Annotated in this window: 20 protein-coding genes and 1 pseudogene; 8 read left to right on the top strand and 13 right to left on the bottom strand. The window is 61.7% G+C overall.

The features are described 5' to 3' along the window. Positions 1-258 precede the first annotated feature (258 nt). The 3 genes and pseudogenes from EIY71_RS20800 to EIY71_RS28950 all read right to left on the bottom strand — a co-directional run. Complete coding sequence (locus EIY71_RS20800) at positions 259-702, bottom strand: hypothetical protein (RefSeq protein WP_134022955.1); 444 nt, start codon at positions 700-702, stop codon at positions 259-261. A gap of 112 nt (positions 703-814) precedes the next feature. Then, the gene (locus EIY71_RS28955) at positions 815-1,519 is read right to left on the bottom strand and encodes a methyl-accepting chemotaxis protein (protein ID WP_371921029.1); all 705 of its coding nucleotides are present in this window, start codon (positions 1,517-1,519) and stop codon (positions 815-817) included. Between the two features lie 228 nt (positions 1,520-1,747). After that, a pseudogene (locus EIY71_RS28950) lies at positions 1,748-1,858 on the bottom strand (hypothetical protein); the annotation flags it as partial. Positions 1,859-2,711: 853 nt separating this feature from the next. Between EIY71_RS28950 and EIY71_RS20790 the strand changes: the two are divergent. Continuing rightward, positions 2,712-3,734, top strand: coding sequence for a transporter (locus EIY71_RS20790; RefSeq protein WP_085606510.1), 1,023 nt, complete (start codon positions 2,712-2,714; stop codon positions 3,732-3,734). Positions 3,735-3,984: 250 nt separating this feature from the next. Beyond that, positions 3,985-5,598, top strand: a complete 1,614-nt coding sequence (locus tag EIY71_RS20785; protein ID WP_102687290.1) for an inorganic phosphate transporter — start codon at positions 3,985-3,987, stop codon at positions 5,596-5,598. Positions 5,599-5,651: 53 nt separating this feature from the next. Here EIY71_RS20785 and EIY71_RS20780 read toward each other — a convergent pair whose 3' ends face one another. Next, entirely contained in the window at positions 5,652-6,548 is an 897-nt protein-coding gene (locus EIY71_RS20780) for a LysR family transcriptional regulator (protein ID WP_134022951.1), read from the bottom strand. Between the two features lie 120 nt (positions 6,549-6,668). On the opposite strand from EIY71_RS20780, the gene EIY71_RS20775 reads away from it, so the two are divergent. Then, positions 6,669-7,424 (top strand): SDR family NAD(P)-dependent oxidoreductase, encoded by a 756-nt coding sequence (locus tag EIY71_RS20775; protein WP_102687288.1) that lies wholly within the window; start codon positions 6,669-6,671, stop codon positions 7,422-7,424. A gap of 57 nt (positions 7,425-7,481) precedes the next feature. Here the strand turns inward: EIY71_RS20775 and EIY71_RS20770 are convergent, their stop codons facing one another. Next, positions 7,482-7,919, bottom strand: a complete 438-nt coding sequence (locus tag EIY71_RS20770) for a multidrug/biocide efflux PACE transporter (protein WP_085745155.1) — start codon at positions 7,917-7,919, stop codon at positions 7,482-7,484. An 88-nt stretch (positions 7,920-8,007) separates the two neighbouring features. On the opposite strand from EIY71_RS20770, the gene EIY71_RS20765 reads away from it, so the two are divergent. Continuing rightward, positions 8,008-8,862 carry a LysR family transcriptional regulator gene (locus tag EIY71_RS20765; protein ID WP_129974171.1) on the top strand — a complete coding sequence of 285 codons (855 nt, stop codon included), beginning with the start codon at positions 8,008-8,010 and terminating at the stop codon, positions 8,860-8,862. A 1-nt stretch (position 8,863) separates the two neighbouring features. Here the strand turns inward: EIY71_RS20765 and EIY71_RS20760 are convergent, their stop codons facing one another. Further along, complete coding sequence (locus EIY71_RS20760; protein WP_134022949.1) at positions 8,864-9,700, bottom strand: LysR family transcriptional regulator; 837 nt, start codon at positions 9,698-9,700, stop codon at positions 8,864-8,866. A 111-nt stretch (positions 9,701-9,811) separates the two neighbouring features. Between EIY71_RS20760 and EIY71_RS20755 the strand changes: the two genes are divergently transcribed. Beyond that, positions 9,812-10,537, top strand: a complete 726-nt coding sequence (locus EIY71_RS20755; RefSeq protein WP_134022947.1) for an SDR family oxidoreductase — start codon at positions 9,812-9,814, stop codon at positions 10,535-10,537. Between the two features lie 195 nt (positions 10,538-10,732). Here the strand turns inward: EIY71_RS20755 and EIY71_RS20750 are convergent, their stop codons facing one another. Genes EIY71_RS20750 through EIY71_RS20740 form a run of 3 tightly spaced genes read right to left on the bottom strand, consistent with a single transcriptional unit; the run spans position 10,733 to position 12,780 of the window. Continuing rightward, complete coding sequence (locus tag EIY71_RS20750) at positions 10,733-11,977, bottom strand: RNA polymerase sigma factor (protein WP_134022945.1); 1,245 nt, start codon at positions 11,975-11,977, stop codon at positions 10,733-10,735. Then, entirely contained in the window at positions 11,970-12,314 is a 345-nt protein-coding gene (locus EIY71_RS20745; RefSeq protein ID WP_007951101.1) for a YciI family protein, read from the bottom strand. The genes EIY71_RS20750 and EIY71_RS20745 overlap by 8 nt, the downstream gene beginning before the upstream one ends. A gap of 40 nt (positions 12,315-12,354) precedes the next feature. After that, on the bottom strand, positions 12,355-12,780 hold the full coding sequence (locus tag EIY71_RS20740) for a nuclear transport factor 2 family protein (protein WP_134022943.1): 426 nt from the start codon (positions 12,778-12,780) through the stop codon (positions 12,355-12,357). Between the two features lie 142 nt (positions 12,781-12,922). On the opposite strand from EIY71_RS20740, the gene EIY71_RS20735 reads away from it, so the two are divergent. Together EIY71_RS20735 and EIY71_RS20730 are read left to right on the top strand one after the other, a co-directional pair. Next, positions 12,923-13,408, top strand: a complete 486-nt coding sequence (locus EIY71_RS20735; protein WP_074688267.1) for an N-acetyltransferase — start codon at positions 12,923-12,925, stop codon at positions 13,406-13,408. Between the two features lie 17 nt (positions 13,409-13,425). Beyond that, entirely contained in the window at positions 13,426-14,031 is a 606-nt protein-coding gene (locus EIY71_RS20730; protein ID WP_134022941.1) for a pyridoxamine 5'-phosphate oxidase family protein, read from the top strand. A 59-nt stretch (positions 14,032-14,090) separates the two neighbouring features. On the opposite strand, the gene EIY71_RS20725 is transcribed toward EIY71_RS20730, so the two are convergent. The 3 genes from EIY71_RS20725 to EIY71_RS20715 form a co-directional block, all read right to left on the bottom strand. After that, the gene (locus EIY71_RS20725) at positions 14,091-14,579 is read right to left on the bottom strand and encodes a GNAT family N-acetyltransferase (protein ID WP_007951113.1); all 489 of its coding nucleotides are present in this window, start codon (positions 14,577-14,579) and stop codon (positions 14,091-14,093) included. 316 nt (positions 14,580-14,895) lie between these two features. Beyond that, on the bottom strand, positions 14,896-15,390 hold the full coding sequence (locus EIY71_RS20720) for a GyrI-like domain-containing protein (RefSeq protein WP_085745162.1): 495 nt from the start codon (positions 15,388-15,390) through the stop codon (positions 14,896-14,898). A 68-nt stretch (positions 15,391-15,458) separates the two neighbouring features. Further along, a complete protein-coding gene (locus tag EIY71_RS20715; protein WP_134022939.1) occupies positions 15,459-16,121 on the bottom strand; it encodes a LysE family translocator in 663 nt (220 codons plus the stop codon). 139 nt (positions 16,122-16,260) lie between these two features. On the opposite strand from EIY71_RS20715, the gene alaC reads away from it, so the two are divergent. Next, the gene (gene alaC, locus EIY71_RS20710; protein WP_085606535.1) at positions 16,261-17,472 is read left to right on the top strand and encodes an alanine transaminase; all 1,212 of its coding nucleotides are present in this window, start codon (positions 16,261-16,263) and stop codon (positions 17,470-17,472) included. Positions 17,473-17,651: 179 nt separating this feature from the next. On the opposite strand, the gene EIY71_RS20705 is transcribed toward alaC, so the two are convergent. Continuing rightward, the gene (locus tag EIY71_RS20705; RefSeq protein WP_064598879.1) at positions 17,652-19,004 is read right to left on the bottom strand and encodes a GntP family permease; all 1,353 of its coding nucleotides are present in this window, start codon (positions 19,002-19,004) and stop codon (positions 17,652-17,654) included. Positions 19,005-19,029 lie beyond the last annotated feature (25 nt).

Genomic DNA, 19,029 nt, shown 5'->3' with positions numbered 1-19,029 from the left:
ATTCCAGGGCATGGTCAGCACCTCCTGACCATGATTGATACCTGTAAACCATGTCCCCGGTCTCAAACGTAAAGGATGTACCCGGTCTTTACCCACCCCAGCCCTCTCCCCCAAGGGGGCGAGGGGGGAAAGGGAGCCGATCTCCATGGGTTTCTAAACCTGAGTTCGACACAAGGTTTTCAGGTCGGCGTAACTCGAACATTCAACTCCGTCAGTCCCCTCTCCCTCGGGGAGAGGGCTAGGGTGAGGGGAAAGGCTTCACGCGGAGGTACTGACCAACGAACCGGAAGTACCGCTATCCGAATCCTGCAACGCCGCCAACAACGCCGCCGTCGCCGTCTGCAATGAAGCCGACGTCGTCGCAATCTGCGACTGCGCCGCCGCAACATCCGCCGCCTTGGCATCCTGGCTTTCCTGCTTCGCCTGAGCCGCTTGCAGCGCCTTTTGCTCTTCCTGCAACTGCTTCTGCAACTCGGCAATCTGCTTGCGCAGTTCTTTCACGGTATCCGATTCTTCGCTGCTGGAACTGCTGTCCCCCGCCGGCGCCGCGCCACCGCCCGCCGCCACTTTGCTGGTGTCGGCTTTCACGCCGGTGCTGGCCGCCGCTGAGGTGGAGGTGTCGTCGGCCGTATCGGCAATCGAGGTTTTGCTGGTGGGCGTGGTGGCGGTCTGATTGATCGAAACAGACGTGATGCTGACCATGGGAAATCTCCAATGCCGGTTATAGATAACCGGGCATCGGCGGCGGTCTGCACCAATTGAGATCGACTGTGTACCGACTCGGTAACCGAACCGGTACACAGTCACTGGCCGGTCAGACGCTCAGGCGAGCGGTGACGTCGTTCAGTTGGCCGGACAGGCCGTGCAGGTTCTGGCTGGCGCTTTCGGTGCGCTGCACGTTGTCGAGGTTGGTGCTGGCGATCGAGGTGATCTCGGTCAGGTTGCGCGAGATGTCTTCGGCGACCGAGGTCTGTTCCTCGGCGGCGGTGGCGATCTGGCGGTTCATGTCGCGAATCGCTTCCACCGCGTGGGTGATGCGCTCGAGCATGGCGCCGGCCTGGGTCACTTGCTCGACGCTTTCATCGCTGCGGGTCTGGCCGCTGTCGATGGCCTGGGCCGCGTCCACCGCACCGGTCTGCACGCTGTGGATGATCTGGTTGATCTCAATGATCGACTCCGCCGTACGCTGCGCGAGGTTGCGCACCTCATCGGCGACCACCGCAAAACCACGCCCCGCTTCACCGGCACGGGCCGCTTCGATGGCGGCGTTGAGCGCCAGCAGGTTGGTCTGCTCGGCGATCCCGCGAATCACTTCCAGCACCTTGCCGATGCGACCGCTGTCAGCTTCCAGACGACGGATCACGGTGGCGGTGTTGGCGATTTCGCCGCGCATCTGGGTGATGCTGTGAATGGTGCTCTGCATGACCTTCTCGCCCTGCTGCGCGGACTGGTCGGCATCGTCGGCCGCACGTGCAGCGTCAGCCGCATGACGGGCGACTTCCTGGGCGGTGGCGGACATTTCGTTCATCGCCGTGGCCACCTGATCGGTGCGGCTGAACTGCTCGTTGGTGCCGCCGGCCATCACGGTGGCGATGGCGTTCAACTCGCCGCTGGCGCTGTCCAGATCCTTGGCGCTGCGTTGCAGATGATTGAAGGTTTCGGCGAGGAAATCGCGCAACGTGTTGGCCGCTGCGGCCAGGTTACCCAGCTCGTCCTGACGGTCGCTGGACACACGCTCGACCAGACGCCCCTTGCTCAACTGGGTGACGTAGTCGATGAGTTTGCGGATCGGCTCGACCAGGTTGCGGTTGACCAGCCACAGGCTGAGCAGACCGATCAGCAAGCCTGACGCGAGCATCACCAACAGCCCCAGCCACACAGTGCGGTCAGCACTGGCGCTGATCTGCGCCGATTGCTCGGTGCCCTGCTTGCGCAGCTCGGCGACCAGCTCGCTCATCTGGTCGCTGACGGCACGGTCGACGCCTTTGACGGCGGCGTCCCCCGCAGTCGGATCGGCACCGGCGGCGACGTAGGCATCACGGCCCTTCTGGTACGCAGCACCAAGCAGACGGTGTTCTTCGCGCAGGCGATCAATGCGGGTTTTCAGCGCAGGCTCGAGGCCTTTCTGGTTGGCCAGCTCACCGAGGATGCCCTGCACATCGCGCTGACGGTCTTCGAACTGGCCCCAGTACTTGGCCAGATCCGCCGGTTGCTTTCCGCGCAGCAGAACGTTTTTCCACTCCTGAACCTGCACCTTGAATTGCAGGTTGGCTTCATCGATCAGTTGCGAGGTGTGCAACGGACCTGCGATCAATTGGCTGTAGTTCTGCACGCCGTTGGACAGGAAATGAAAGCAGGCCAGCGCGATCAACAGCATCGCCAGCAGGCTGCCGCTCAGCAGGGCGAGAATTTGCGCTCTCAGGGATTTTTGCAGCATCACAGGTACTCAGGACAGGGATGAGGCACGCCCGGTAAGACGTGAATTGTTGCCGGACATCCGTGTCGGCGGACCTTGGCTCATGGCCGAAGGCGCGCAACCTAACTCATGCGTGATCGGCGTTCCAGCGCCCTTCTTGAGAAAAATCCGACCCTCGGTAACGCGTTGATTTGACGTCATTTTGCTGTCACACAAACGTCATGTGACATTGCGATGATGCGGCTCAGGTGAATCTGCAAATCCCGCGACAGACGCCTCCTCGCAGCGAGCCTTCATGAACCACAGCCTCGATATCAGTCATCGTGATCCTGACCTGTTCGGCCTGCTTTACGGCTTTCGCTTTCGCCCCGGCGAACGCGGGCGCGAGGTGGATTCGGCGACCGCCCTGCGCTGTCTGCAAGACGACAGCGAGGGCGATGAATTTCTCTGGCTGCACCTGAACCTGGCGCACGCCGCGTGCGAGCGCTGGATGAAAAGCCATCTGCAATTGCCCGAAGAGTTTTTCGAAGCGCTGCACGAAGGTTCGCGCTCGACCCGCATCGAGCATGTGGATTCGGCGTTGCTGGCGGTGGTCAACGATGTGGTGTTCAACCTCAGCAGCATGGTGTCATCGGACGTGTCGACGCTGTGGGTCTGCGTGCGCAGCAAACTGATCGTCAGTGCGCGCCTGCAACCGCTGCACTCGGTGGACAAGCTGCGTTCTTCGGTGAAGTCCGGCGAGTGCTTTCGTTCGCCGCTGGAACTGCTGGTGCACCTGCTGCGCGATCAGGGCGAAGTACTGACCCAGATCGTGCGCAAGACCAGCATGAGCGTCGATCAGGTCGAGGACGAATTGCTCTCCTCACGACTGTCGACCAACCGCGCCGAACTCGGCGCCAACCGGCGGGTGCTGGTGCGCCTGCAACGGCTGCTGGCGCTGGAACCGGGTTCGCTGCTGCGCCTGCTCAACCGACCACCGCCGTGGTTGCAGAAGGAAGACGTGAAGGAGTTGCGCAAGTCCACCGAGGAGTTCGCGCTGATCATCAACGACCTGACCGCCCTCGGCGAGCGGATCAAGCTGTTGCAGGAGGAGATCGCCGCCAACCTCAACGAACAGAGCAACCGCACGCTGTTCACCCTGACCGTGGTCACGGTGCTGGCGCTGCCGATCAACATCATTGCCGGTTTCTTCGGCATGAACGTCGGCGGCGTGCCGCTGGCCACCGATCCGGAAGGGTTCTGGATTCTGGTGGCGCTGGTGGCGACGTTTACCGTGATCGCCGGGCGCTGGGCGTTTCGCAAGCGGCGGGATTACTGACTTACTTTGCAAGATCGTTCCCACGCTCCGCGTGGGAATGCATCAGGTGACGCTCTGCGTCACAGGGACGCGGAGCGTCCCGGGCGGCGTTACCACGCAGAGCGTGGGAACGATCGTCGCATTGGATCTTCATCGCCCTTCAGATCAGCGGCGCGGCTAATCCGCTAAACACTGATCTGTCGCAGCCTCTCTGTAATATTTAGCAACGATCATGGGCGACACTCCTTCCCCCGCTCAGGATTGTCCTCCCATGGCTACTCCCTCCCTGACCGCCAGCCCGGCCCCCGCTGCCAGTGGCAGGCCGGCCCTCGACAAGAAAACCGGCCCGTTCACCTACGTAGTGTTTTTCGCGGTACTGGCGATGGGGATGCTGTTCACCGCCTACAGCCTGATGCACGACATGCACGAACTCGGCACGGTGGTCACCACCTGGACGCCGTTCCTGCTGCTCGGCGTGGCGTTGTTGATTGCGCTGGGCTTCGAGTTCGTCAACGGTTTCCACGACACCGCCAACGCCGTGGCCACGGTGATCTACACCCACTCGCTGCCGCCTAATGTGGCCGTGGTGTGGTCGGGTTTCTTCAACTTCCTCGGGGTGCTGCTGTCGAGCGGCGCGGTGGCGTTCGGCATCATCGCCCTGCTGCCGGTGGAGCTGATTCTGCAGGTCGGTTCGTCCGCCGGTTTCGCGATGATCTTCGCCCTGCTGATCGCGGCGATCCTGTGGAACCTCGGCACCTGGTGGCTGGGCCTGCCGGCCTCGTCATCGCACACGCTGATCGGTTCGATCATCGGCGTCGGCGTAGCTAACGCGCTGATGCACGGCCGCGATGGCACCAGCGGTGTGGACTGGGCCCAAGCGACCAAGATCGGTTACGCGCTGCTGCTGTCGCCGCTGGTGGGCTTCGGTTGTGCGGCGCTGTTGCTGCTGGCGCTGCGCGCGTTCGTGAAGAACCGTTCGCTGTACAAGGCGCCGGAAGGCAACACCCCGCCACCGTGGTGGATTCGCGGTCTGCTGATCCTGACCTGCACCGGCGTGTCCTTCGCTCACGGTTCCAACGACGGCCAGAAAGGCATGGGCCTGATCATGTTGATTCTGGTCGGCACCCTGCCGATGGCTTATGCGCTGAACCGCACCATGCCGGAAGAACAGTCGCTGCAATTCGCCGCTGTCGCCCAAGTGACCCAGCAAGCGCTGGTGAAAAGTGCGCCACTGCCGGCACCGGCCGATCCGCGCGCTGTGCTCTCCGACTACGTGCGCAGCAAGGAAGCCACGCCGCAACTGATCCCCGCCCTCGCCTCCCTGACCGGACACATCGGTGAAGAAGTCAAAGGCTACGGCTCGCTGGCGAAAGTCCCGGCCGAGGCCATGGGCAACGTGCGTAACGACATGTACCTGGCCAGCGAAACCATTCGCCTGATGGACAAGAACAAGGTCGGCACCTTCGACGCCGACACCAGCGGCAAGCTGCAACTGTTCAAGCAACAGATCGACAACGCCACGCGGTTTATTCCGCTGTGGGTGAAGATCGCAGTGGCGATTGCTTTGGGGCTGGGCACCATGGTCGGCTGGAAGCGGATCGTGGTCACGGTCGGCGAGAAGATCGGCAAAACCCACCTGACCTACGCCCAGGGCGCGTCGGCGGAAACGGTAGCGATGCTGACCATCGGCGCCGCCGACATGTTCGGCCTGCCGGTGTCGACCACTCATGTGCTGTCCTCGGGCGTGGCCGGGACCATGGTCGCCAACGGTGGCGGTTTGCAGATGAAGACCATCCGCAATCTGCTGATGGCGTGGGTGCTGACGTTGCCGGCGGCGATTCTGCTGTCGGGCAGTTTGTATTGGCTGTTCACCCAGATCTTCTGATCCAGCCGAATCCCTGTGAGAGCCTTTACTCCCACAGGGATTTGCGGCAGAAATCAGAGCGTCGAACGAATCAAATCCCCCAGCCAGTCCATGAACACCCGCACCCGCAACGGCAGATGCCGCTGCCTCGCGTACAACAGTGAAATGCCCATCGCCGGCGCGGTGTATTGCGGCAGCACCGTCACCACCTCGCCGGTATCCAGATAGGTGTTCATGCCGGTACGCGGCACCTGGATCAGACCGAATCCCCCCAGACACGCCGACTCGTAGGCATCGGTGCTGTTGACCGTCACACTGCCCGCCATTGGCACCCTGTGAACCTGCCCATCCTGCTCGTAGACAAACCCATCCGAACGCGAACCCAGCACCCCCACGTAATGCACCAACCGATGCTGCGCCAGATCTTCCAGAGTCTGCGGCACGCCATAGCGCTCCAGATACGCGGGGCTGGCGCAGTTGATCATGCTGAAGTCCCCCAGGTGCCGCGCCACCACCGACTGATCGGGCTGCGCGCCGATGCGCACCACGCAATCGAAACCTTCGGCGAGCAGGTCGACCCGGCGATCGGTGCTGCTGATTTCCAGCTCCAGATTCGGATGACGGGCCATGAATTCCGGCAGCTTCGGCATGATCAGCCGTCGCGACAGAATGTTCGGCATATCGACCCGGATCCGCCCGGTCAGCGACGCTTCGTCCTGGCGGAACAGGTTCTCGATTTCGTCCATGTGCGACAGCAGATCCTTGCTTCGCTCGTACAGCGCAAGGCCGTCCTGAGTCGCCTGGACCTTGCGCGTCGTGCGTTGCAGCAGCCGCGTGCCGAGCAGGGTTTCAAGCGCCTGTACCTGCTCGGACACCGTTGAACGCGGCAGCCCGAGACTCTCCCCCGCCATCGTGAAACTCGACAATTCGCTGACCCGGACGAAGGTGCGCAGCAGTTCCAGTTTGTTCATGGGCCACCCATTGATTGTTCGGACAATCCGACCAGTGATTCCGGTTTCAGTCTGTTTATCACCTCACAGCGGATAAATAAACTGTGCCCCATCAACCGTCACTGCCATCGAGGAAGACCCATGAACCGCAAAATCGCATTGATCACCGGTGCCAGCCGTGGCCTCGGCAAGAACGCCGCCCTGCACCTCGCCGCGCAAGGCGTGGACATCATCGGCACCTACAACAGCCGCGCCGATGAAGCCCAGGCGCTGGTGCAGGAACTGGAAACCCTCGGCGCCCAAGCCGTGATGCTGCAACTGGATGTCGGGCGCAGCGAAGGTTTTGCCGATTTCGCCGTGCGGGTCGAGCAGGCGCTGCAACAACTTGAACGTCCGCGCTTCGATTTCCTGATCAACAACGCCGGGATTGGCGTGCATGCCTCCTTCGCCGACACCACGCCGGAGCAGTTCGACCTACTGATGAACGTGCAGTTGAAAGGGCCGTTCTTCCTCACTCAGCAACTGCTGCCGCTGATCAACGATGGCGGGCGGATCATCAACATCTCCAGCGGTCTGGCCCGCTTCACCCTGCCGGGTTACGCGGCTTACGCGGCGATGAAAGGCGCGATGGAAGTGCTGACCCGTTATCAGGCCAAGGAGCTGGGGGCGCGGCAGATCGCCGTGAATATCCTGGCACCGGGCGCCATCGAAACCGACTTCGGTGGCGGCGCGGTGCGCGACAATTCGGCGTTGAATGCGATGGTCGCCAGCAACACCGCGCTGGGCCGGGCCGGGCAGCCGGATGACATTGGCGGTGCGCTGGCGCTGTTGCTGTCGCCGGGGGCGCAGTGGATCAACGGTCAGCGGATTGAAGCGTCGGGCGGGATGTTTCTCTAAACCCTGCAAAAACCCAGGACAAAAAAATCGCAGCCCTCACAGGCTGCGATTTTTTTTTCAGTTCTGGCAGACGCTGCGCATCACCAGCCGCTCGCGCACCACGTCATAACCCCAGTGGTAGATGTAGGTGTACGGCAGGAAGAACAGCAGCACGCCGATGTCGAGCAGGAACGCCTGCCACAGACTGACCGACAGCCACCAGGCAATCAGCGGCACGCCCATCACGATCAACCCGCCCTCGAACAGCAGCGCGTGCGCCACTCGCACCCAGGCATTGTGAGCGATGTTCCAGCGCTTGAGCATCCGGTCGAAGAAGCCGTTGAACACCACGTTCCAGCCCAGGGCCAGCAACGCGATTGCGATGGTGACGGCGCCCATTTCGACCAGCGGTTTGCCCATGATCCACGCCAGCAACGGGGTACAGATCAGGATCGCCAGCAGTTCGAAACCGATGGCCTGGAAGATACGCTCAGTGATGGATTTGTTGGCAGTCATGGCCGAAGTCCTCTGTGAAGATGGTTGCCATGATCCAGCACCGAACCGATACTTCATAACCAATAACCATCGATCAAGGCGATAGTTCATGGCATCTCAGGAAGTGTTGCTGGCGTTTGTCCAGGCGGCGACTCAAGGTTCGTTTTCGGCGGCGGCGCGCAAACTCGGGCGCAGTCAGTCGACGGTGAGTGCGGCGGTGGCCAGTCTTGAGATCGATCTGGACCTGGTGCTGTTCGACCGCAGCAGCCGCAAGCCGACGCTGACCCCGGCCGGCCACGTGATGCTACAACGGGCCGAGGCGATTCTGTCGGCCACCAGCCGACTGGAAATGACTGCCCGGCAATTGGCCCAAGGTGTTGAGCCGAAACTCACGGTGGCGATTTCCGACACTTATCAGTCCGACCGTTTCGAAGCCGCATTGGTGGGTTTCGAGCAGCGTTATCCGGATCTGGAACTGGAATGCCTGATCGCCGAGTGCGATGACCTGGTCGAACTGGTGCAGCGCGGTCGGGCGCATCTGGCGTTTGCCGAGATGCAGGACAACTACCCGCCGGACCTGGCAACCGCGACCGTCGCCGAGCGCACTGAAATCGCCTTGTTTGTGGGTCGTGGGCATCCGTTGGCGACTCAGGAATCCATCGATCAAACGGTCCTTGAGCAGCATCGCGAACTGCGCCTGGCCACCATCGTCAATCCCTATGACAGTCGCGGCAAAGGCCGGGTGTGGTCGGCACCGAGTTACCTGATGCTGCTGGAAATGGCCGAGAAAGGTTTTGGCTGGGCCCCGCTGCCACGCTGGCTGGTGGAGCGTTTCGGCAATGATTTGCTGGTGGAACTGAAGGTGCGCGGCTGGCCGAAACCGGTGTTCGTCGATGCGCTGTGGTCGCGGCTGTACCCGCCGGGGCCAGCGGGCAGCTGGTTGCTGAGCAAGATGCTGGAATAGCTCAGGCCGCCTCGATGGCTAGCGGGCGGTTCACCTGAAAATACGTGTGCAACCCGCGCATCGTCGGCAACTCCAGCGCTTGCGCTGCATAGCACAATCCCACCCGCCGGGTCGGCGCCGGCAGGTGCAGCGCGCGCACGACGATGCGTTCATGCCTGCTGACAAGCGACTGCGGCAACATCGCCACGCCGACACCCGCCGCCACCATGTGCAACGCCTGTTGCAGTGAACCGGCATGCCCCGCCACCGCTTCCGGCGAGCGTCCGTACAGCGCCATCAACCGCTGATGTGAAGGATGCTGTGGGCAGGTGATCCAGTCCTCGATCGGCGCCCAGCCGGCCTGCGCGTTTGCCATCGGATGATCGAGAGGCAGCGCCATCACATAGGACTCTTCCCACAGCGGCAGGAACAGTTCGTCCTCGCAGCACATTTCCTCGACCGCCAATCGACCATCGCCGTGACAGCCCTCTTCCAGGGTCAGCAACAGATTGGGCAACGCCTGATGGGCCATCCGCACGAAGGCTTCGATGTGACTGGCGGCGATGTCGCCTTCGATGCCGAGGGTCAGCGGCGCACGGTTTTCGCGGCCGCGAAACATCCGGCTCAGTGCCTCGGACTCGGCCACCATCCGCCGTGCCTGCGGGTATAGAAGACGCGCTTCGTCGCTGACTTCCACACCACGGGGCTGACGCACGAACAGCGTCGCGCCGAGTTCTTCTTCCAGCTGTTTGATGGTCACCGACAACGTGGGCTGACTGATGAACAGCCGTTGCGCGGCGGCGGTGATGTTGCGTTCCTCGAACACCGCGAGGAAGGCTTTGAGATGGCGGATATCCATAGGAGATTCCGATAGCAGACAGAGGAATAAGGCATTTTTCAGCCTCCAGCGGACTAAATATACTGCGTCACGAATCTGGTTATTTGTTTTTCTTATCTCAGGAGTTCAACCATGAGCAAGCCATTGATCATCATCACCGGCGCCAGCTCGGGCATCGGCGAAGCCACCGCCCGCCGCTTGAGCGCTGCCGGCCATCCGCTGCTGTTGCTGGCCCGGCGCATCGAACGCCTCGAAGCAATGGCCCTGCCGAACACCCTCAGCCGCCGCGTCGACATCACCGACCGCGCCGCGTTGCTGGCCGCTGTGGCCGAGGCGGAAGCGCAGTTCGGCCCTGCCGATGCACTGATCAACAACGCCGGGGTGATGCTGCTGGGCGAGATGAGCAAGCAGGACCCGGCGCAGTGGGACCAGATGCTCGACGTCAACGTGAAGGGCCTGCTCAATGGCGTGCACGCGGTGGTCGCCGGGATGATCGAGCGCAAGCACGGCACGATCATCAACGTCAGCTCGGTGGCCGGACGCAAGACGTTCCCGAACCATGTGGCGTATGTCGGCACCAAGTTTGCGGTGCATGGGTTGTCGGAGAATCTGCGTGAAGAGTTGTCGCCGCATAACGTGCGGGTGACCACGATTGCGCCGGGTGCGGTGGAGACCGAGTTGCTGAGCCATACCACGGATGAGGCGATCAAGACCGGGTATCAGGCCTGGAAGCAGGACATGGGTGGCACGGTGTTGAGTGCCGAGGATGTGGCGACGGCGATTGCTTATGCGTATGGGCAGCCGCAGGGGGTTTGTATTCGCGAGATTGTGATGGCTGCGACTCGGCAGCAGGCCTAAAAGCTAAAGGCGAAAGGCAAAATCAAAAGCGCCCTCACCCTAACCCTCTCCCGAAGGGAGAGGGAACTGACCGAGGTGTCTTACGTCATACATCGACTTGAAATATCGAGTCGATTATGGATTCAGAGCAAATCTCTCACGTCGGCGCATATCTCCAATATTCCCGGATCGGTTCCCTCTCCCTCCGGGAGAGGGCTAGGGTGAGGGCAAGCGATCCAAAGCCGAAAGCCGCCCCTCGATAAACCGCCGCTCCGGCTCTTGCCGCGTCAATTCCAGGGCACGCCGATAAGCCGCCCGCGCCTCCTCAACCCGCCCCAACTGCCGACAAAACTCCGCCCGCGCCGAATGCGCCAAGTGGTAATCCTGCAACTCCCCACGCTCCAGAATCCCTTCAACCAGGGTCAACCCCGCCAGCGCCCCGTCACGCTTGGCCACCGCCACCGCCCGGTTCAACTCGATCACCGGCGACGGCACCGCCCGCAACAAAACGTCATACAGCCCGACGATCTGCACCCAGTCCGTCTCCCCTGCCGTCGGCGCTTCGGCATGCACCGCCGCAATCGCCGCTTGCAGGCAGTACGGCCCGAAACGTCCCGTGGTCAGCGCTTTTTCCACCAGTTCACAGCCTTCGGCAATCAGCTCGGCATTCCACAATCCGCGATCCTGATCATCCAGCAAAATCAGTTCACCGCTTGGCGTCGAGCGCGCCGACCTCCGCGACTCATGCAACAACATCAACGCCAGCAGCCCCATAACTTCCGGATCCGGCAATAACTCCAGCAACAACCGCCCGAGGCGGATCGCCTCGCGGGTCAGGTCTTCGCGGGTCACCTGAGCGCCGCCGGACGCCGAATAACCCTCGTTGAACACCAGATAAATCACCCGCAACACGCTGTCGAGGCGCTCGGGCAATTCGCTCAGGCTCGGCACTTGATAAGGAATTTTCGCGTCACGAATCTTCGCCTTAGCGCGCACGATGCGCTGGGCAATCGCCGCCGGGGCCGAGAGAAATGCGCGGGCGATTTCTTCAGTGGTGAGGTCGCAGACTTCACGCAGGGTAAGCGGTACTTGCGCGTCCGCCGCCAGCGCCGGGTGGCAGCAGGTGAAGATCAGGCGCAGGCGATCGTCTTCCACGTCTTCGGCGTCCCATTCGGACTGTTCCAGTTCTTCCAGTTGCGCCAGCAATAACGGCTGCGAGGCCTTGAACCGTGCGCGGCGGCGCAGCACGTCGATCGCCTTGAAGCGCCCGGTGGACACCAGCCAGGTTCGCGGATTGTCCGGCACGCCGTCGCGCTGCCAGCGCTCGACCGCGACGAAGAACGCCTCGTGCAGGGCTTCTTCGGCGAGGTCGAAATCGCCGAGCAGGCGGATCAGGGTCGCGAGGATCCGTCGCGAGTCTTCGCGATAGACCTGCTCGACCCGCGCCCGGACCTCAGACATTCAACTGGCGCACGGGACGCACTTCGACGCTGCCGACCCGGGCCGCCGGAATGTTGCCGGCGACCTGAATCGCTTCGTTGAGATCCCGCGCGTCGATCAGGTAGAAACCGGCCAACTGCTCCTTGGTCTCGGCGAACGGGCCGTCGGTGATCGACAGCTTGCCGTTGCGCATGCGCACCGTGGTGGCGGTCTGCACCGACTCCAGCGCTTCGGCGGCAACCATCCGGCCGCTGCCCTGGATCGACTCGGCGTAGGCCCAGCACTCGGCATCCTCCGGGCTGTCGGGCGACGAATGCAGCAGGCGCTCATCGCTGTAGACCAGGCATAAATACTTCATGGCGTTCTCCTGAATCGGACGGATCAACTATGGCTGAAGATCAGGGTTTCACATCGAACAGGGTCGCGCCGCTCATCGGGTCGAACGGTGCAGACCAGTGCTCGTGGGCGATCTTCCACACCCCGCCAACCTGCCGGTAGCACGCGGTAACGCGCATCCAGCAACTCTGGGTTTCGCCCTTTTCATTGGTCCCGCCGCAGTTGGCGACCCAGTGGGCGAAGGCGATGTTGTCGGCGGCCTCGATCGCGATTTCGTGGAACTCGAAGATGTGCGGGCCGGGGCACATTTCCATGCAGTCCACCCAGTGCGCGCGGTAGGCCTCCTTGCCCTTGAATTGCAGGGCCTTGATCGCATCGAACGAGAGGATGTCGTCGGCGTACAGCGCCATGACTTTTTCCACGTCCTTGGTCATCACCGCCTCGCGGTAGGTGTCGATCAGGGTTTGAATCTGCGCTTGCGTACTCATGGGGTTTCTCCCTGGTTTTTGTTGTGAAGACACCCTTAGTCGTTCGGCGATTTGCCGGATCGACAGTTGAAACAAAAAAATTCCGGAGAAGACAAACTCGCTAGAATCCGAGGCTCATCTTTGTAGGAAAAAGGAAATTCCCGTGTCAGCCCGACTCGTGCCTTACGAAAGCCTGAACGCCACCCAACGCCAACAGGTCGAGGCGATTGAAATCCACGCCGAGCAGATCAAGTTCTCCGGCGATATCCATGGCGCCCTGCACACGCTGCTGTCGAAACCCGGCCCCGGCGTGAAAGGTTTTGCGCTGCTGGCCGAAGACGTGCCGGTGGCGTTCCTGCTGCTCAAACGCCCGCCGGTCCTGCCGGAATGGGCCGACGAACACAGCGCCACCCTGCATGCGTTGCAGGTCGATCACCGCGCACAGGGCAAGGGTTACGGCAAGGCCTGTCTGCTGGCGTTACCGGAAGTTGCGCGCCAGGCCTGGCCGGAAATCAAAGGGCTGGAACTGTCGGTGGACGCCGACAACGACGCCGCGATTGCGCTGTACGCCAAGTACGGTTTCGTCGACAGCGGCGAAGCGTACAAGGGTCGCATCGGTTACGAGCGGCGCATGGGGCTGTTCTTCTAATCGTCGAGGGAGCAACGATGATCGATTCAATCGAAGCGCTGGAAGCCATTTACGGATTGCCCCACGAACGGGCGGTGCGCAAGCAGATCGATTTTCTCAACGAGGACTATCAGGCGATGGTCCGGGTCTCGCCGCTGGTGATTGTCAGCTCAGTCGGAGCTGATGGCATCGACGGTTCCCCGCGCGGTGATGCGCCGGGGTTTGTGCGGATCATTGACGAGCGCACCCTGGCCCTGCCGGATCGTCCGGGCAACAACCGCATCGATACCTTGCGCAACGTGTTGCACGATCCGCGAGTGTCGCTGCTGTTCATCATTCCGGGGATCGGCGAGACGTTGCGGGTCAACGGTACGGCGAGCATCAGCGCTGATCCCGACTTGCTGGAAAGCTTCGCGGTGAACGGCAAACCGGCGCGCACGGTGCTGCTGGTGACGGTGGAGGCGGCGTTCTTTCATTGCTCCAAGGCATTCGTGCGTTCGGATGCGTGGAACCCTGAAACCCACTTGCCGCGCTCGGCGCTGCCGACGGCGGGCGCGTTTCACAAGCGTCTGAATGATGGGCAGTTTGATGCCGAGGCCTATGATCGCGAGGCCCCGGCCAGAGTACGTGACACCCTCTACTGACCCCGCCCACCGATCGTTCCCACGCTCTGCGTGGGAACGATCAGGTCAGGGGTTCTTCTTCAAAGGGTCAGGATCATCTCGTGCCACGCCATCCCGCCGTGGTCGGATTCGGACGGTTTGATGTAGGCAAAACCGAATCCGGCGTACAGCGGGATATGCCGTTCCTTGCACATCAGGTGGATCGTCGCCTTGCCCTGCTCGCGCATGCGTTCGATGAACTCGCCCAGCAGGCGCTTGGCCAGACCCAGGCCCTGATAATCCGGGTGCACCACCACCGACATGATCACCACGTTCGGCCCCGCCGGGTCGTGGCCGATCAGTTCCTTGAATGCCTCGTCGGACATCTGCACATCAAACGCTGCACCGGAGTTGATGAACCCGGCCACCTGCCCGTCCACCTCGGCGACGATGAAACCGTCCGGCCAGGTGGCGATGCGCGTGGCGATCTTCTCGCGGGTCGCGGCTTCGTCGCCCTCGTAGGCGAGGGTTTCGATGGCGTAGCAGCGGTCCAGGTCGGCGGCGGTGACGTGGCGGATGACGGTGTTCATGGCGGCTCGAAATCAGTGGAACAAGGCCGCCAAGGATAAAGGAATAAGGTGTTCATATCGATCCGCACGGGCGGCGTAAAGCCTGCGTATAAGCGCTTTTCTTCGGATTCGGGACGGTCTATTTCTGACGCCTGTCTCTGATCACCCGAGGGGGGAACCGTTTATGAGCAGCGTTGAGATCGGTTTGTTGATGGTGTTGGGCATCAGCTTCTTCGGCTTCATTACCCTGGGCATCGACCTGTTGCGGGCACGACGGATCAAGGGCAAGTGAAACTCGACCGGCAGCGCGAAGCGGGTTCGCGCTGCCGGTTGCCGATCAGGTTTTCTTTTCCACCGGGACGCAGATTTCCAGCTTGCCGGTATTGAGCTTCGGGTTGAAATCGGCGCTGTAGCGTTCCAGCTCCGGGGCGTTGAGCCCTTTGTATTCGGAATTCGGCAGCCAGGTGTTGTAGATGTAGTCAATGGTCTGCGGCAACTGATCCAGCGAACCCTTGTGTTCGAACACCGCGTACTGACGCGGCAGGACTTCGATCCACGGATACTTTTCCTGCGGGAAGTCGTCCAGCTTGCGGATTTCGACCCCGGCCATGTAATCGAAACCGCCGTTGCCGTCGAAATTGCTGCAGACACCGTAGGTCACTTCACCCTTCTGCCCCGGAATATTTCCGATGTGCGGGATCAGTTTTTCCCACAGCGCAGGGATGTCCTGAACGGTCTCTTGAGTGAAGCGATCGCGAAATCCTGCAATCAGCAGGAAGTGTCCATGTTCGAAGCGAGGTTCAGCCACTTCGACGCGTTTTTGCTCATCCATGACTCGACTCCTTGAACGAAAAAAGTGGGTTCGGCTGGGAGTATAGAAGCCAAACCCGATTCGCACATTTACAGCGTATGCAGGGCCTCGGCGGCGCCGGAACCGACGAACTCGTTATAACCGGATACGATCACGTAGACCGCGAAATAGCAGAAGATCGCTGCAGATGCCATGTAGGAATAGCGCAGGAGTTTGTCGCCCAGCAACTTGCCGCCATGGCTCGCGGCGAAGCACAGGCCTGCCGACCACAACAGCCCGGCGCACAGGAAGCCGCCGAGGAACAGCGCCGAGCTCAAAGGACCGCCGCCGCCGGAACGGGCGATCAACGTGCCGCCCACTGCCGCGAACCAGAGGATGGCGCTGGGTGACGACATGGCGAGAAAGATCCCACGGAAGAATTCCTTGCGATGGGAGTTCTGGCCCACTTCGGCGGTCGCCGCCAATTGCGCTTCGTGATGGATCGCCGAATAGATCATCTTCGCCGCGAAGTAGATCAACAGTGCCGAACCGCCGATCCACAACACCCAGCGCACGGTTTCGTATTGCAGCAGAACGGTCATCCCGGCCAGCGCCAGCACCGCGTAGATCAGGTCGCCGACGCAGGTGCCGAGGCCCAGTGCGAAGCCCTGAAAATAGCCGCGCTGCATCGCCAGGGTGATCATCGCGATGTTGGCCACGCCGATGTCCAGGCACAGCGAAAGGCTCAGCAAGAAGCCGCTGGCGAATTCCATTAACCGTTTTCCTTGGGAAAAATTTGTTTACAAAGGCGCTGGACAGTCTGCCATCGCTGCCCTTATCGTCCGCCACAGGTCACCGCAGTGACCAGCGTCGCTCGGACGGTTCCGGGCGCTTACGTTATCCGAGGCAACAATGGCTGAACAAGGTTCGCCGCGCCGCTTTGCGCGCATAGATCGACTCCCCCCTTACGTTTTCAACATCACCGCCGAGCTGAAGATGGCCGCCCGACGTCGCGGCGAAGACATCATCGACTTGAGCATGGGCAACCCCGACGGCGCCACGCCGCCGCACATCGTTGAAAAACTGGTGCAGGTTGCACAACGCGAAGACACCCACGGTTACTCCACGTCCAAGGGCATTCCGCGCCTGCGCCGGGCGATTTCCAACTGGTACAAGGAACGCTACGAGGTCGAGATCGACCCGGAAAGCGAAGCCATCGTCACCATCGGTTCCAAGGAAGGCCTGGCGCACTTGATGCTGGCGACCCTGGATCAGGGCGACACGGTACTGGTGCCTAACCCGAGCTACCCGATTCACATCTACGGTGCCGTGATTGCCGGCGCCCAGGTGCGATCGGTGCCGCTGGTGCCGGGCGTGGACTTCTTCGCCGAGCTGGAACGGGCGATTCGCGGCTCGATCCCGAAACCGAAGATGATGATCCTCGGCTTCCCGTCCAACCCGACCGCGCAGTGCGTGGAACTCGATTTCTTCGAGCGGGTGATTGCTCTCGCCAAACAGTACGACGTGCTGGTGGTGCACGACCTGGCTTACGCCGACATCGTCTACGACGGCTGGAAAGCCCCGTCGATCATGCAGGTGCCGGGTGCCAAGGACATCGCGGTGGAGTTCTTCACCCTGTCCAAGAGCTACAACATGGCGGGCTGGCGCATCGGCTTCATGGTCGGCAACCCGGAACTGGTCAGCGCTTTGGCGCGGATCAAGAGCTACCACGACTACGGCACGTTCACCCCGCTGCAGGTGGCCGCGATTGCTGCGCTGGAAGGTGATCAGCAGTGCGTACGCGACATCGCCGAGCAATATCGCCAGCGCCGCAACGTACTGGTCAAAGGCCTGCATGAACTGGGCTGGATGGTCGAGAACCCGAAAGCTTCGATGTACGTCTGGGCGAAGATTCCCGAAGCCTACGCGCACCTCGGCTCGCTGGAATTCGCCAAGAAGCTGCTGGCCGAGGCCAAGGTCTGCGTCTCGCCGGGTGTCGGCTTTGGTGAGTACGGCGACGATCACGTGCGCTTTGCGCTGATCGAAAACCAGGACCGGATTCGCCAGGCAGTACGCGGGATTCGCGGGATGTTCCGGGCGGATGGCCTCGTGACCAAATCCTGAGGTGATGATCGTTCCCACGTCGAGGCGTCGAACCGTCTGCGTGGGAATGCCTCAATGGACGCTCCGCGTCCGCTTTGGGACGCAGAGCGTCCCGGGCTGCATTCCCACGCGGAGCGTGGGAACGATCCAGGCACAAAAAAACCGCATCGCTGCGTTTTTTTTGTGTCTGGCGTTCGAGGTTAAACGAACAGCGACAGCAACAGAATAAAGCCCAAACCCACCACCGACAGGATGGTTTCCATCGCCGTCCAGGTCTTGAAGGTCTCGGCCACGGTCATGTTGAAGTACTGCTTCACCAGCCAGAAACCGGCGTCGTTGACGTGGGACAGGATCAGCGACCCGGCACCGGTGGCCAGCACCAGCAACTCACGGTTCACGCCCGGAATCATCCCGACCACCGGCACCACAATGCCCGCGCCCGTGATGGTAGCCACGGTGGCCGAACCGGTCGCGATGCGGATCACCGCTGCCACCAGCCACGCCAGCAGGATCGGCGAGATCTGCGCGCTGACCGCCATGTGGCCGATCACGTCGCCCACGCCGCTGGTCACCAGCATCTGCTTGAAGCCGCCGCCGGCACCGATGATCAGGATGATCGCGGCAGTTGGCGCCAGGCTCGCGTCGAGCCATTTGAGCATCTGCTGAGAACCGATGCCCTGCTTGTAGCCGAAGGTGTACAGCGACAGCAGCAATGCCAGCAACAGTGCCGAGATCGGGTGACCGATCATGTCCATCCAGGTGCGGAAGAAATGACCGTCCGGCAGCGCCACGTCGGCGAAGGTTTTCAGCAGCATCAGGAACACCGGCAGCAGCACGGTGACCAGGGTGATGCTGAAGCTCGGCAGATTGGCCGAATCGTTTTCACGGGCCAGTTGATCAACCAGTTCCTGGTTCGGATGACCCGGAATGTGCTTGGCGATGAACGTACCGAAGATCGGACCGGCGATGATTGCAGTCGGCAGTGCGACGATCAGACCGTACAGAATGGTCTTGCCGATGTCGGCACCGAACACGCCGATGGCCAGCAGCGGGCCCGGGTGCGGCGGCACCAGACCGTGCACGGCGGACAGGCCGGCGAGCAGCGGGATGCCGATCTTGATGATCGACACACCGGTGCGGCGAGCCACGATGAACACCAGCGGAATCAGCAACACGAAGCCGATTTCGAAGAACAGCGGAATGCCCACCAGGAAGGCGGCGAACATCATCGCCCACTGGACCTTGTCCTTGCCGAAGGCGCGGATCAGGGTCTGGGCGATCTGATCGGCACCGCCGGATTCGGCCATCATCTTGCCGAGCATCGTACCCAGCGCGAGGATGATGCCGACGAAACCGAGCACGCCACCGAAGCCGTCCTGGAACGCCTTGATGATGGTGCCGATCGGCATGCCGGAGGTCAGGCCGAGGAACGCGGCGGCGATGGTCAGGGCAATGAAGGGGTGAATCTTGAATTTGGTGATCAGGACGATGAGTCCGATCACCGTAACCACTGCATCGAGCAGCAGGTAGGCGTCATGGGACATGCCAAACATGAGGGGGTGTCTCCTGGTTTGTTGT

Source organism: Pseudomonas sp. CH235, assembly GCF_004368175.1.
Taxonomy (GTDB): domain Bacteria; phylum Pseudomonadota; class Gammaproteobacteria; order Pseudomonadales; family Pseudomonadaceae; genus Aquipseudomonas; species Aquipseudomonas paraglycinae.
This window is presented reverse-complemented; position numbering and strand designations above follow the sequence as displayed.